Below are 15,111 nucleotides of genomic sequence, written 5' to 3' on the forward strand. Positions count from 1 at the left end.
TGGAGTAAGTGCAACAGGCTCAGGAACCTGAAGTGAGAACGTCGAACGCGTGCCTGCGGTGTTCCGCGAACAGCTTCAGCGCCCCCTCCACGTTCCCCAGCCGCAGCGCGGCCACCAGGTCCCGGTGCTCGTCGCGGATCTGCTCCAGGTACCCGTCCGTGCTCAGCCGCACCCGCGTGATCAGGAACAGGTGCACCTGCGACCGGATCGCCTCCCAGGCCTGGGTCAGTCGCGAATGGCCGGCGGCGGCGTACACGGCGTCGTGGAACGCGATGTCGCACCGCACCATCTCGTGCGGCGTCAAGGCGCGTTCCATCTCCAGCGCCGCCGCGGCGATCTTCTCCAGCGAGGCGCCCGTGGCCACCACGCGCTGGACGGCCAGCACCTCCAGGGCGCCACGCAGGCTGTCCAGCTCGGCGACGTCCTGAAGGGACAGCTCGGCGACCGTGGTGCCGCGGTGCCACTCGGCGCGCACCAGGCCCTCGTGTTCGAGCACGCGCAGCGCGTCCCGGACAGGACCGCGCGAGACCTGGAGTGCCTCGGACAGCTCGACCTCGCGCAGCGCGCTACCCGGCGGGTAGCCGCCGTCGAAGATGGCCTCGCGGATCATGTCCGCGACCTCGCTGCCCAGACCTCGCCGTCGCGCCGGACCCACTGTCATGCGAGCAATGTTAACAAGACGACACCTTGTAGAGATGTTAACATTCCTACATGCCGAACATCCCCCGCTTTCACCTCGCCATGCCCGTCGACGACCTCTCCGCCGCCCGCGAGTTCTACGGCGAGACCCTCGGCCTGGAGCAGGGCCGCAGCTCCGACACCTGGATCGACTGGAACCTGCACGGCCACCAGTTCGTCACCCACCTCGCGCCGAGGACCGAGCGCGTCAGCAACCCGGTCGACGGCCACGACGTGCCGGTCCCCCACTTCGGCCTGGTCCTGACCGTGGACGAGTTCCAGGTGCTGGCGGCCAAGCTGACCGGCGCCGGCACGAAGTTCGTCATCGAGCCGTACGTGCGCTTCAAGGGCGAGGCCGGCGAGCAGTGGACGATGTTCCTGCTGGACCCGGCGGGCAACGCCCTGGAGTTCAAGGCCTTCGCGGACGACGCCCAGGTGTTCGCGGTCTGAAGCCCTGATTAAAAATCTTGCACAACGCGCAAGTTTCGGTACCGTGGAGGTGACGCCGAGCCACGGCCCGGTCACACCGGGTCAGACAGGGAGAGGCCATGACCACGGCCGAGCGGCAGCGCAACGCGCAGGAGCTCATCCGCCCGCAGTTGCCCGCTGAACTCACCAACCGCGGCAAGTGCCCGTTCGACCCGGCCACCGGGCTTACCGAGCTGAGCGAGCACGGGCGGATCCACAGGATCGAGCACAACGGCGACACCGTCTGGCTCGTCACCGGGCACGACGAGGCACGGGCGGTGCTCGCCGCACCGCAGATGAGCTCGGACCGGATCAACAGCCCCCGCGCAAGGGCGCTGATCTCCCCCGAGCTGCACGCGGAAATGTTCCCGCCGGAGCGCCAGGCCGGGTCGTTCATCTTCATGGACGCCCCTGAGCACACGCGCTACCGCCGGCTGCTGACCGGGCAGTTCACCGTGCGCAGGATGCGGGACCTCACGCCGCGCGTGCACGAGATCGTCACCTCCCAGCTCGACGCGATGATCGAGAAGGGACCGCCGGCCGATCTCGTGCACGACTTCGCGCTGCCGGTGCCGTCGCTGGTGATCTGCGAACTGCTGGGCGTCGACTACGGCGACCGCGACGAGTTCCAGCGCCGCACCTCCAAGCTGCTCAGCCTGAACACCACGGTCGACGAGCAGATCAAGAACACGACCGAGCTGCGGAAGTTCATGCACGGGCTCGTCCGCGCCAAGCGGCAGAACCCCGGCGACGACCTGCTGTCCGGACTCGTGCGCGACACCGACCTCAACGACAACGAGCTCACCGGCATCGCGAACCTGCTGCTCATCGCGGGCCACGAGACGACGGCGAACATGCTGGCGCTCGGCACGTTCGCACTGCTGGAGCACCCCGACCAGTTCGCCCGGCTCCGCGACAACCCCGAACTGACCGAGAACGCGGTCGAGGAGCTGCTGCGGTACCTGTCGATCATCAGCTCGGGCGTCTCACGGCACGCCACGGAGGACGTCGTGATCGGCGGCGCCACCATCCGCGCCGGCGAGACGGTCGTGGTGTCGGTGCCCGCGGTCAACCGCGACGACACCCAGTACGACGACCCGCACGCGCTCCTGGTCGACCGGCCGCGCGGGCATCACGTGGCGTTCGGGCACGGCATCCACCAGTGCCTCGGCCAGCAGCTGGCGCGCGTGGAGATGGCGGTCGGCTTCACCGAGCTGCTGCGCCGGTTGCCGGCGTTGAAGCTCGCCGTGCCCGCCGACGAGGTGCCGCTGCGGACCGACATGTCGATCTACGGCGTGCACCGGCTTCCCGTCACCTGGTGAAGACGGTCACCTGGTGAACCCTGCGCCGAGCTGGTCGATCATCCGGCCGACCAGCTCGGTGACGTCGAACCTGTCCGTGGCCTGGGGTGTGTCGAGCCACCACTGCACGACCGCGCGCATCGACGCGAGGATCGTCGACGCCGTCACCGCCGGATAAGGGTCCACCTGGGGGTCCACTCCGCAGCGCACCGCGATCGCCGCCGTCAACGCCTGCTCGCGGGCGGAGTAGGCAGCGAACACGTGCGGCAGCAGCGCGGGGTCCCGCCGGAGCTCACGCAGCTGCCGGAGGCGGTCGAGGTCGACGTAGCGCGGGTAGATCGTCCGCAGGGCCTCGCGCAGCGCGACGAGCACCGGTTCGCTCTCGGGCCGTGCGGCGAACTCCTCCACGAACGCGAGCGCCGTGGCCGTGTCACCGGCGACGACCGCTTCCTCCTTGGAGGAGAAGTAGTTGAAGAACGTCCGCAGCGACACCCCGGCCGCCCGCGCGATCTGGTCCACCGTCACCCGGTCGAGGCCGTGCTCCACGCACAGGCTCCAGGCGGCGTCACCCAGCGCTTCCCTGGTCGCCGCCTTCTTGCGTTCACGCAGGCCCGTCATGGCGCAAAGATTAAAGCGTGCCGGAAATTGGTGTAGACCTTGCAGCCAGGTGAGCACCTCATTACGGTCCGTGAGAACGCTCTCACGAACCTACGGAGGACCGGGTGCGCTTACTCGGAGTCGTCGTACTGGCCGGCGCCCTGCTCACCGCGGGCCAGGCCGGTGCATCTCCCCCACCAACCACGGCATCAGCGCCCACCGTCACGCTGATCACCGGGGACCAGGTGCTCACCGGACAACGCGCGATCAGACCCGCGCCCGGCCGTGAGCGCGTCCTGTTCTCCACGTACACCTCCGGAGGACACGAGTACGTGGTGCCGCACGACGCCATCCCGATGATCGCGGACGGCCGTCTCGACGAACGCCTCTTCGACGTCACCGAGCTCGCGACATACGGCGGCGCCCTCCCGGTCATCGCCACCTACCCCGAAGGCACCCTGAGCGCGCAATCCGGCCTCCAGCTGCGCAGCATCAACGGCGTGGCGTTCGACGCGGCCAGGACCCCGCTCGCCGGCACCCTGTCCGCGTCGGGCGCGAAGAAGATCTGGCTCGACGCCAGGCGCAAGGCGAACCTCGACCGCAGCGTCGCCCAGATCAACGCCCCCGCCGCCTACGCCGCGGGCCTCACCGGCAAGGGCACGACCGTCGCCGTCCTCGACACCGGCGTCGACAACACCCACCCGGACCTCGCGGACCGCGAGATTGGGGAGCGCAACTTCTCGAACTCTCCCGACAACGGCGACCACCACGGTCACGGCACGCACGTGGCGTCGATCGTCGCCGGCACCGGCGCGAAGAGCGGCGGCAAGTACCGCGGCGTCGCACCGGACGCGCGCATCCTCGACGTGAAGGTGCTGGGCGACAACGGTTCCGGGCAGGACAGCGGGATCATCGCCGGCATGGAGTGGGCGGTCGAGCAGGGCGCCCAGATCATCAACATGAGCCTCGGCGGCTACGACACCCCCGAGGTCGAACCCCTCGAAGAGGCCGTGAACCGCCTCAGCGCCGAGAAGGGCGCGCTGTTCGTGATCGCCGCGGGCAACAGCGGACCCAACGCGCGCACGATCGGCTCACCCGGCACCGCCGACGCGGCACTGACCGTCGGCGCGGTCGACGACCAGAACGGGATCGCGGAGTTCTCGAGCCGCGGCCCGACGCAGGCAGGCACGCTCAAGCCCGACCTCACCGCGCCCGGCGTCGGCATCGTCGCCGCCCTGCACTCCGACGGCAGGATCGGCGCGCCGGTCGCCGACGGCTACACCTCGCTCGACGGCACCTCGATGGCGACCCCGCACGTCGCGGGCGCGGCGGCACTGCTGCGCCAGCAGCACCCGGAACTGGGCGGCACCGCGCTGAAGGCCCGTCTCACCGGCACCACCACGCCGACGGAGCAGCTCACGCCGTTCGAGCAGGGCTCCGGCCGTGTCGACGTCGCCAAGCTGATCAAGCAGCACGTGACGTCCTCCCCGGCGAGCATCAGCTTCGGCGCGCACCAGTGGCCGCACACCGCCGAACCCGTGCTGACCAAGGAGATCACCTACTCCAACGCGGGCTCCGAGCCGGTCACGCTCGACCTCACCACGGACACGAACGGCACCCTGTTCAGCGTCTCCCCCGCCAAGCTCACGGTTCCGGCGGGCGGCACCGCGACGGCCACGGTCACCGCGGACGTCACCAAGCAGCCGGCGGGTGGCGTGTTCGGCGGCGCCATCGTCGCGAGCGGCCTGCGCACGGCCGTCGTGGCCGACCTGGAGGTGGAGAGCTACGACATCAAGGTCACCGGTGTCGAACGGTCCGGAGTCACGACGGCGTCGACCTTCGCGTTCCTGATCAACGTCGACACCGGCGCCCGCGTCTGGCCGAACAGCACGACCGGCGTCGCACGCGTGGCCAAGGGCCGCTACATCCTGAACGGCAGCGTGATGTCGTCGTCCGGTGCCTACACCCACGACGTCATCAACTACCCCAACCTGACCGTCTCCGGCGCCACGACGATCAACCTCGACGCCCGCCAGGCCAAGCCCGTCAAGGTGACGCTGCCGGTCACCGCGCGGCTCTCGTTGCTGCAGACCGGTTTCGAGCGGGTCGTCGACGGCACCGCCTACACCATCGGCAACTTCTCGGTCGGCGGTTCCATCGACCACCTCGGCGTCGCGAGCCTCGGCCCCGACTCGAACGAGGTCACCGGCAAGATCGCCACGTTCTGGACCGCGGGCCCGGACTTCTACGGACTCGCCTGGTACCACAAGGGATCCGCGCCCAACGGCCTGACGAAGACGGTCGCGAAGAACGACCTCGCGACGGTCAAGGTCGACATGCCCGCCCTCAAACCGGGCCAGAGCGCGTCGATCGGCCACACCTCCTCGCCCGAGGGCCGCGCCGACTGGACGTACGGTTCGCTGGACAACTTCGTTCCCGGCCAGCGCACCGAGTACTACGGCGGCGAGGGCGGTGACTGGTCGCGCAGGTTCAACCTGTTCGACGAGACCGGCAACATCGGCGCGCTCGTCACCCCGCTGCGGCACTACAAGCCGGGCAGGTCCTACGTGGAACCGTTCAACCGCGCGGTGTTCGGCCCGGCACTGCCCCCGTCGCGGGACATCCCGCACTCGTTCCGCACCGGCGACTTCGTCCGGATCACCGTGCCGCTGTACGGCGACAACGCGGGCAACGAGGGCTACGGCCGCGTGACCGAGGCTCGCACGACGCTGTACCGCGACAACGTGAAGGCCGTCGAGACGGCCGAACCGGGCTGGGCGGCGGTCGACGTCCAGCCGGGCGCCGCGCACTACCGCCTGGAAACCTCCGCCGTCCGGGACGACGCCTTGAGCTCCAAGGTGTCCGGCGTGTGGACGTTCCGCAGCGACACGACGGCCCGGCAGACGGCGCTACCGCTGTCCGTCGTCCGCTTCGCCCCGCAGCTGGACGACAACGGCTACGGCCGCGCCGGCCAGATGCTCTCGGTGCCGATCTCCACGCAGTCGCAGGTGGACTCGGTGCGCGTGACGTCCGTCGAGGTCTCCTACGACGGCGGCACGACGTGGAAGCGCACGCAGATCACGGCCAACCGCGTGCTGCTCGCCCACCCGAGGGACGCCAAGTCGGTCTCCTTGCGTGCCAAGGCGTCCGGCAGCGGCCAGACCGTGGAGCAGACGATCGTCAACGCGTACCTGCTCCGCTGACCGAACCGGCCCGCGCGCTCCCGAGCCCACGAGGCGAAGGAGCGCGCGGGCCTTCCGTAGTCTGGAGACCGTGCGGGAACTGACTGACGAGATCGCCGCCGCCCACCGCCCGCCACCCACCAAACCCACGTCGACCGGGGTCAGCATCCCTGGCCGCCACGTCGCCGAAGTCGCGCGACATCCCGACGGCCGGCTCGCGGTCATCACCTGGTCGTCGCCGAAGATCGACCCCGGCCTGCTCAACCCCGCCCTGCACGTAGTGGAGACCGGCGGGACCGTCACCGACCTGGGCGCGACGCCCGCGGACGCCGGTTCGCCGGTGTGGTGGGGCGACGAAGTCTGCTACCTCGCGCTGACACCGCCGCACCTGCAGGGCGGCAACGCCGTCTTCGACCAGCGCCACCGCAACCTCACCGAAGGCATGCGCGCCTGCCCGATCGACCTCGTCCAGGACGACGGCGAGGCACCGGTCGTGGTCGTCGCGACCGGCCTGGACACCGAGTTCCGCCGCCTCGACGGCCGCTTCCTCGCCCGCGTCAGGGGATCGCACCTGCCGCCCCGCTACCGCGACCTCGACGGCATCCCCTGGGGCACCCAGGAACGCCTCCGGTACCGAGCGCCGGACGGCCTGGAACTCGACGGCCTCCTGGTGCTGCCGCCAGGCAGGACCAGACGAGACGGACCGTGTCGTCTGGTCACGCTCGTTCACGGCGGGCCCTACGACCGCTGGACCGACGACCTGCAGTTGCACTGGGTGCCGTCGGCGCAGTGGTTCGCGCATCAGGGGATCGCGTGCTTCCTGCCCAATCCGCGGGGCGGGCAGGGGCGCGGGCACGAGTTCGCCGCGGCCGTCGCGCACAAGGTGGGGCAGGAGGAGTGGCACGACATCGAGGCCGGCATCGACCTGCTCGTCGCGGAAGGAGTCGCGGACGGGAACAGGCTCGGCATCGCCGGGTGGAGTCACGGCGGGTTCATGGCCGCGTGGGCCACGACGAGGACGGATCGGTTCAAGGTCGCGCTGGTGGGCGCGGGAATCTCGGACTGGCCACGCCTGATCGCCACAGGTGAGTGGGGCGCGTTCGAGGCGGCGCTGGGCGACAGCCCGGAGCACAGTCCGCTCACCTACGCGGATCGGATCTCCACACCGATGTTGATCGTGCACGGCGCGGACGACACGAACGTGCCGGTGGAGCAAGCCGAACTACTGCACGGCGCGGTGAAGCACTCCGAACTCGTCGTCTATCCGGGCGAAGGGCACTCGCTTCGGCAGCGTGAGCACAGGCTGGATCTGCTGAACCGAGCCAGAAGGTTGTTCGCGAAGCTCTGAAACTTGCGCAAACCCTACGCAAGGCAAGCAAGCTCAGAGCAAGCGGCCGCAAGCGGGACCATCAAGATCACATCAATTTTCCGGGCAGGTTCGGACCCGAACCTCCCGCAACACCGGATGTCCTGCCGCTGGTGATCGCCCTTGCGCACGTTGAGACACTGGTCGAACACGTCAACGAACACCCGTCTTTCCTGCTCAAAGCGGTATGTCGCAAATTTGCGCAATCACGTCGAGATATTGCGGTAATCTGCTAGTCACTTCTACGGTGAGGCGCGCCACACCCCCTCGCGTCCCCACCGAGAAGGGCCAAGCACGCCATGTCACCGACGACACGCGCTCGCTCCCTGCTAGCCCCGTTAACGGCACTGATCACCGCGGCGGCGACCCTGACCATCGCCCCCGCCGCCCAGGCCGCTCAGGTCAGCCTCGACCTGGCCGGACACACCCGGATCGACCAGGTCACCCTCACGGCCCCGAAGAACAGCACCGAAACCTTCGCCGTGCAGACCAGCCTGGACGGCAGAGGCTGGTCGACGCTGGTCGCGGAACGACCACACGACTTCAAGAACGGCAAGGTGACGTTCCAGGTCGACCCGACGGTGGTCCGGCACGTCCGCGCCACCATGACCACCGCGAAGCTCGAAGTCCGCGAAGCAGCCGTCAGCGCCCAGTTGCAGGCGACGTACAGCGCGAGCAGCACCAACCAGAACTACGGGCCGGGCAACGCCGGAGACGGCAACCAGGGCACGTACTGGGAGAGCGCGAACAACGCGTTCCCGCAGTGGATCCAGGCCGATCTCGGTGCCGCGCTCAAAGCCGACCGGGTCGTGCTGAAGCTCCCGACCGGCGGCTGGGGTGCCCGCACCCAGACCCTCGCGGTCCAGAGCAGCACGGACGGCCAGAACTTCACGGACCTCGTCGCGTCGAGGGGCTACGAGTTCGCGCCTTCCGCGAACAACACCGTCACCATCGACTTCACCGCGGCCACCACGCGGTACGTCCGGTTGCGGATCACCGGGAACACCGGCTGGCCGGCGGCCCAGCTCAGCGAGTTCGAGGTGCAGGGCCCCACCGGGGGTGACACGCAGGCCCCTTCGGCACCGGCGAACCTCGCCTACACCCAGCCGCAGGCAGGCCAGATCCGGCTGACCTGGAACGCGAGCACCGACAACGCGGGCGTCACCGGCTACGACGTCTACGCCAACGGCACCCTGCGGACCACGGTGACCGGCACGACCCACACCGACAGCCAGCCCGACGGGCTGCGCGTCACCTACCACGTGATCGCCAAGGACGCGGCCGGCAACCAGTCCCCCGCCAGCGACTCCGTGACGCGCGAGGGCGCCACCGGCACGAACCTGGCGCAGGGCAAGCCAGTCACGGCGAACAACAACGTGCACAACTTCGTCGCCGCCAACGCCAACGACGGGAACGTGGCCTCCTACTGGGAGTCCAACGGGTTCCCCGGCACGCTGACCGTCCAACTGGGATCGAACGCGGACGTCAGCTCGGTCGTGGTCAAGCTCAACCCTGACTCGGCCTGGGGCGCCCGCACGCAGAACGTCGAGGTCCTCGGCCGCGAGCAGAACGCCACCGGCTTCACGAGCCTCGCCGCGGGCCGCGACCACCGCTTCGACCCGGCATCGGGGAACGCCGTCACGATCAACGCGGCCGGACGGGTCGCCGACCTGCAGCTGCGCGTCACGTCCAACACCGGAGCGCCCGGCGCCCAGGTGGCTGAGGTACAGGTGTTCGGCACCCCTGCCCCGAATCCCGACCTCACCGTCACCGCGACGTCGATCACGCCGGCGAGCCCCGTCGAGACCGACCAGATCACGCTGAACGCGACCGTCCGCAACGCGGGCACGGCGGCCAGCACGGCCACCGACGTGACGTTCTTCCTCGGCACCACCAGTGTCGGCACGGCCCAGGTCGGTGCCCTCACGGCCGGTGCGCAGGCGAACGTGAGCACCACGATCGCGGCCCGTCCCTCGGGCAGCTACGAGTACACGGCCAAGGTCGACGAGACCAAGAAGGTCGCGGAGCAGAACGAGACCAACAACGCCCGCATCCACCCGGACCCGCTGGTCGTGACGCCGGTCCCGAGCTCCGACCTGGTGGCCGTGCCGTCCTGGTCGCCGAGCAACCCGGCCAACGGTCAGGCCACCACGTTCAGCGTCGCGATCAAGAACCAGGGCACCATCGCCAGCGCGGCAGGCGCCCACGGCATCACGGTCACGATCCTGAACAGCAGCGGCCAGGCCGTCCGCACGCTGACCGGCAGCCACAACGGCACGATCAACGCGGGCGCGACGACCGCCGCGGTCAACCTCGGCACGTGGCCCGCCGCCGACGGCCGCTACACCGTCCGCACGGCGATCGCCAACGACGGCAACGAGATCCCTGCCAAGCAGGGCAACAACACCAGCGAGCAGTCGCTGTTCATCGGCCGCGGCGCCAGCGTTCCGTGGCAGCACGTCGAGGCCGAGGACGCCGCCGTCGGCGGTGGCGCGCAGGTCCTCAGTCCCAACAGGACGATCGGCGACCTCGCCGGTGAGGCGTCCGGCCGCCGTGCCGTCACGCTGAACGGCACCGGCCAGTCGGTCGAGTTCACGACGTCCGGTCCCACCAACACCCTCGTCACCCGGTTCTCCATCCCGGACAGCTCCGGTGGCGGCGGCATCACCTCGAACCTCAACGTCTACGTCAACGGCCAGTTCCACAAGGCCATCGACCTGACGTCGAAGTACATGTGGCTCTACGGCAACGAAGCCGGACCGGGCAACTCCCCGGGAGCGGGCGGGCCGCGCCACATCTACGACGAGGCGAACGTGATGCTCGACTCGACGTTCCCGGCGGGCACAAAGATCAAGCTGCAGAAGGACGCGGCCAACACCACGAACTACGCGATCGACTTCGTGAACTTCGAACAGGTGACGGCTGCCGGAAATCCTGACGCCGCACGCTATGCCGTGCCCGCCGGGTTCACCCACCAGGACGTGCAGAACGCGCTCGACCGCGTCCGGATGGACACGACCGGCACGTTCGTCGGCGTCTACCTGCCCGCGGGCACCTACCAGACGGCGCAGAAGTTCAACGTCTACGGCAAGGCCGTCCGGGTGGTCGGCGCGGGTCCCTGGTTCACCCGGTTCCAGGCCCCGCTCGCGCAGGAGAACACCGACATCGGCTTCAGCGCGCAGTCGTCCGCGAGCGGCTCGACGTTCAGCGGGTTCGCGGTGTTCGGCAACTACACCGCGCGCATCGACGGGCCGGGCAAGGTGTTCGACTTCGCCGGCGTCCAGAACATGACCATCGAGAACATCTGGGTCGAGCACATGATGTGCCTGTTCTGGGGCAACAACGTCGACAACAACGTCATCAGGGACAGCCGCATCCGCGACATGTACGCGGACGGCCTCAACCTGACCAACGGGTCGGCGGGCAACCGGATCGCGAACATCGAGGCCCGGTCGACCGGTGACGACGCGTTCGCGCTGTTCGCCGCCACCGACGGCGGTGGCAGCGGCCAGCAGAACAACGTCTTCGAGAACCTGTCGGTGCTGACGCCGTGGCGTGCGGCCGGTCTCGCGGTCTACGGCGGCAAGCTCAACACGTTCCGCAACATCTACGTGGCGGACACGCTCACCTACTCCGCCGTGACGATCAGCTCGCTCGACTTCGGTTACCCGATGGAGGACTTCGGGCCCGAGCCGACGACGTTCAGCGGGCTCACGCTCGTGCGGTCCGGCGGTCACTTCTGGGGCGCGCAGACGTTCGGCGCGATCTGGATGTTCTCCGCTTCCAAGAAGTACACGGGGATCCGGGTGAGCGACGTCGAGATCATCGATCCGACGTACAGCGGAATCATGTTCCAGACCAAGTACAACGGTGCGGCCGAGAACGTCTTCCAGGACACGGTGCTGTCCAACGTGAGCATCTCGGGTGCGCGCAAGAGCGGTGACGCCTTCGACGCCAAGTCCGGCTTCGGCCTGTGGGCCAACGAGATGCCGGAGCAGGGTCAGGGCCCGGCCGTCGGTGAGGTCACGTTCAACGGCCTCAGGTTCAGCGACAACTTCCAGGACATCAGGAACACGACGTCCACCTTCAAGATCAATATCAACTGATTTCCCCTGCCGCGAAGGACAATTCAATGAAAAACACGCTAGTGAGGCGTGCGGTGAGTGCTGCCTTGGTCAGCGCCCTCGCACTGTTCGGATTGACACCCACGGCAGGAGCAGCGGTCGTCAGGCTGTCCGCGAACCTGACCGCGTCCAGCACCAACGGCTCGTTCGGCGCCGGGAACGCCGGTGACGGCAACCAGGGCAGCTACTGGGAGAGCACGAACGGTGTTTTCCCGCAGTGGATCCAGGCCGACCTGGGCGCCGAGAAGAGCGTCAGCAAGGTCGTGCTGCGCCTGCCCTCGAACTGGGAGCAGCGCACGCAAAAGCTTGCTGTGCAAGGGAGTTTCAACGGATCGCAGTTCAGCGACCTCGTCGGCTCCGGCGGGCGGGTGTTCTCGCCCGGCTCCGGCAACACGGTGACGCTGGACTTCACCGCCACCAGCACCAGGTACGTGCGCGTCACGATCACCGCGAACACCGGCTGGGCCGCCGGTCAGCTCAGCGAGTTCGAGGTGCACGGCGAGTCCGGACCGGTCGACCCGCCGCCCCCTGGGGACAACCTCGCGGCAGGCAAGCCGGTCGAGGAGTCCGGGCACGTGCACAACTACGTGCCGGGCAACGCGGTCGATGGCAACACCGGCACGTACTGGGAGTCCAGCGGCCTCCCCGGTCACCTGACCGCGAAGCTGGGCTCGAACGCGGACGTCACGTCGGTCGTCGTCAAGCTCAACCCCGACGGCGCGTGGGGTGCCCGCACGCAGAACTTCGAGGTGCTCGGCCGTGAGGCGAGCGCGTCGGCGTTCGGCACCCTGAAGGCACGCGCCGACTACCGGTTCGACCCGGCCACCGGCAACAGCGTGACCATCCCGGTGTCCGGCCGCGCGTCGGACGTGCGGCTGCACTTCTACTCGAACACCGGCGCGCCCGGCGGCCAGGTCGCCGAGTTCCAGGTGTTCGGTGCCTCCGCGCCGGCGCCCGACCTGACCGTCACGAACCTGACGTGGACCCCGGCGAGCCCGAGCGAGGCCGACGCGATCAGGCTCACCGCCACCGTGCGCAACGGCGGCACCGTGGCGTCCGGCGCGACGACGCTGAACGTCACGCTCGGCGGCACCGCCGCCGGCACCGCCCAGGTCGGCGCGCTCGCTGCGGGAGCCACGGCGGCCGTCACCGTGGACGCCGGTCGGCGAGGTGCCGGGTCCTACGCGGCCGCGGCCACCGTGGACCCGGCCGGCCAGGTCGCGGAGTCCAACGAGGGCAACAACACCTTCACCTCCGGCTCTCCCCTGGTCGTCGACCAGGCACCGGGACCGGACCTGCAGATCACCGGTGTCACGCCGAACCCGTCGTCCCCGGCGGCGGGCCAGCAGGTGACGTTCGCGGTGCAGGTCAACAACCGCGGCACCTCCGCGGCGGGCGCGTCGGTGACGCGGGTCGCCGTCGGCGGCAGCACCTTGACGGCCAACACCGGAGCGATCAACGCCGGTCAGACCGTCACCGTCAACGTCGGCACCTGGACCGCCACCAACGGCGGCGCCACGGCCACCGCGACGGCGGACGCGACCGGCCAGGTCGCGGAGACCAACGAGAACAACAACACCGCGACCCAGTCCATTGTGGTCGGACGCGGCGCGTCCGTGCCGTTCACGAGCTACGAGGCGGAAGCGGGCCGTTACCAGGGCACGCTGCTGCAGGCCGACGCGGAGCGCACGTTCGGGCACACCAACTTCGGGTCCGAGTCCTCGGGCCGCAAGTCGGTGCGCCTCGACGCGCAGGGCCAGTTCGTGGAGGTCACCTCGACGGTCAGCACCAACTCGATCGTCGTGCGCAACTCGATCCCGGACGCCGCCGCGGGCGGTGGCCAGGAGGCGACGATCAGCCTGTACGCGAACGACCAGTTCGTGCAGAAGCTCACCCTGTCGTCGCGCCACAGCTGGCTCTACGGCACGACCGACGACCCCGAAGGCCTCACGAACCGTCCGGGTGGCGACGCCCGCAGGCTGTTCGACGAGACCTCCCAACTGCTGGCGAGCAGCTACCCGGCGGGCACGAAGTTCAAGCTGCAGCGCGATTCCGGTGACAACGCGCAGTTCTACGTCATCGACCTGATCGACCTGGAGCAGGTCGCGCCGGCCGGGCAGAAGCCCGCGGACTGCGTCTCGATCACGCAGTACGGTGCCACGCCGAACGACCAGACCGACGACGCCGACGCGATCCAGCGCGCGGTCACGGCCGACCAGACCGGCCAGATCCCGTGCGTCTGGATCCCGGAGGGCAGGTTCCGCCAGGAGAAGAAGATCCTGACCCAGTCCGGCAGCGGCGGCCACAACCAGGTCGGCATCCGCAACGCCACCATCCGCGGTGCGGGCATGTGGCACTCGCAGCTGTTCTCGCTGATCCAGCCGCAGGACGCGGGCACGATCAACCACCCGCACGAGGGCAACTTCGGGTTCGACATCGACGACAACACGCAGATCTCCGACATCGCGATCTTCGGCTCCGGCCGGATCCGCGGCGGTGACGGCAACGCGGAGGGCGGCGTCGGTCTCAACGGCCGGTTCGGCAAGAACACCAAGATCACCAACGTGTGGATCGAGCACGCCAACGTCGGTGTCTGGGTGGGCCGCGACTACAGCAACCTGCCCGAGCTCTGGAACCCCGGTGACGGCCTGCAGTTCAGCGGCATGCGCATCCGCGACACCTACGCCGACGGCATCAACTTCACCAACGGCACGCGCAACTCCACGGTGTTCAACTCGTCGTTCCGCACCACGGGCGACGACGCGCTGGCGGTGTGGGCGTCGAAGTACGTGAAGGACCAGAACGTGGATGTCGGCAGCGGCAACGCTTTCCTCAACAACACGATCGCGTTGCCGTGGCGTGCCAACGGAATCGCGATCTACGGCGGTTCGAACAACCGCGCGGAGAACAACATCATCTCCGACACCGCCAACTACCCGGGCATCATGCTGGCGACCGACCACGACCCGCTGCCGTTCGGCGGGACGACGACGCTCGCCAACAACGCCCTGCACCGCACGGGCGGCGCGTTCTGGGGTGAGGCGCAGGAGTTCGGCGCCATCACGCTGTTCTCGCAGAACCTGCCGATCCCCGGCGTCGTCATCCGCGACACCGAGATCCTGGACTCCACCTACGACGGAATCCAGTTCAAGGGTGGCGGCAGCGGGATGCCGGACGTGCAGATCACCAACGTCCGCATCGACAGGTCGAACAACGGCTCCGGCATCCTCGCGATGGCCCAGGCCCGCGGTTCGGCGCGGCTGACGAACGTCACGATCACCAACTCGCGGGACGGCGACATCACCATCGAACCGGGTTCGCAGTTCGCCATCAATTAAGGAGTCGGCCGTAGATCACATTTAGAACCACCTCCGATCGGGTATGCACCGGTCGGA

At 68.9% G+C, this 15,111-nt stretch carries 8 protein-coding genes; 6 read left to right on the forward strand and 2 right to left on the reverse strand.

From position 1 onward, the window contains the following. Positions 1 to 19: 19 nt before the first annotated feature. Positions 20 to 661, reverse strand: coding sequence for a GntR family transcriptional regulator (locus tag IG04_RS0108470; protein ID WP_030475997.1), 642 nt, complete (start codon positions 659 to 661; stop codon positions 20 to 22). A gap of 50 nt (positions 662 to 711) precedes the next feature. Here IG04_RS0108470 and IG04_RS0108475 point away from each other — a divergent pair, with 50 nt between their 5' ends. Together IG04_RS0108475 and IG04_RS0108480 are read left to right on the forward strand one after the other, a co-directional pair. After that, positions 712 to 1,128, forward strand: coding sequence for a VOC family protein (locus IG04_RS0108475; RefSeq protein WP_030475998.1), 417 nt, complete (start codon positions 712 to 714; stop codon positions 1,126 to 1,128). 98 nt (positions 1,129 to 1,226) lie between these two features. Then, positions 1,227 to 2,468 (forward strand): cytochrome P450, encoded by a 1,242-nt coding sequence (locus IG04_RS0108480; RefSeq protein WP_030475999.1) that lies wholly within the window; start codon positions 1,227 to 1,229, stop codon positions 2,466 to 2,468. A gap of 6 nt (positions 2,469 to 2,474) precedes the next feature. Here the strand turns inward: IG04_RS0108480 and IG04_RS0108485 are convergent, their stop codons facing one another. Beyond that, positions 2,475 to 3,065: a TetR/AcrR family transcriptional regulator gene (locus tag IG04_RS0108485; RefSeq protein WP_030476000.1), complete on the reverse strand. Its 591-nt coding sequence runs from the start codon at positions 3,063 to 3,065 to the stop codon at positions 2,475 to 2,477. Between the two features lie 104 nt (positions 3,066 to 3,169). Between IG04_RS0108485 and IG04_RS0108490 the strand changes: the two genes are divergently transcribed. The 4 genes from IG04_RS0108490 to IG04_RS0108510 all read left to right on the forward strand — a co-directional run bounded on the left by IG04_RS0108490 (position 3,170) and on the right by IG04_RS0108510 (position 15,054). Beyond that, positions 3,170 to 6,247: a S8 family peptidase gene (locus IG04_RS0108490; RefSeq protein ID WP_051769264.1), complete on the forward strand. Its 3,078-nt coding sequence runs from the start codon at positions 3,170 to 3,172 to the stop codon at positions 6,245 to 6,247. Between the two features lie 70 nt (positions 6,248 to 6,317). Then, the gene (locus IG04_RS0108495) at positions 6,318 to 7,574 is read left to right on the forward strand and encodes an alpha/beta hydrolase family protein (protein ID WP_051769267.1); all 1,257 of its coding nucleotides are present in this window, start codon (positions 6,318 to 6,320) and stop codon (positions 7,572 to 7,574) included. A gap of 317 nt (positions 7,575 to 7,891) precedes the next feature. Then, positions 7,892 to 11,698, forward strand: a complete 3,807-nt coding sequence (locus IG04_RS0108505; RefSeq protein WP_051769270.1) for a galactose-binding domain-containing protein — start codon at positions 7,892 to 7,894, stop codon at positions 11,696 to 11,698. A gap of 53 nt (positions 11,699 to 11,751) precedes the next feature. Beyond that, positions 11,752 to 15,054, forward strand: coding sequence for a CARDB domain-containing protein (locus IG04_RS0108510; protein WP_245815864.1), 3,303 nt, complete (start codon positions 11,752 to 11,754; stop codon positions 15,052 to 15,054). Positions 15,055 to 15,111 lie beyond the last annotated feature (57 nt).

Origin of the sequence: Lentzea albidocapillata, from assembly GCF_000719115.1 — a bacterium.
GTDB classification, from domain to species: Bacteria; Actinomycetota; Actinomycetes; order Mycobacteriales; family Pseudonocardiaceae; genus Lentzea; species Lentzea albidocapillata.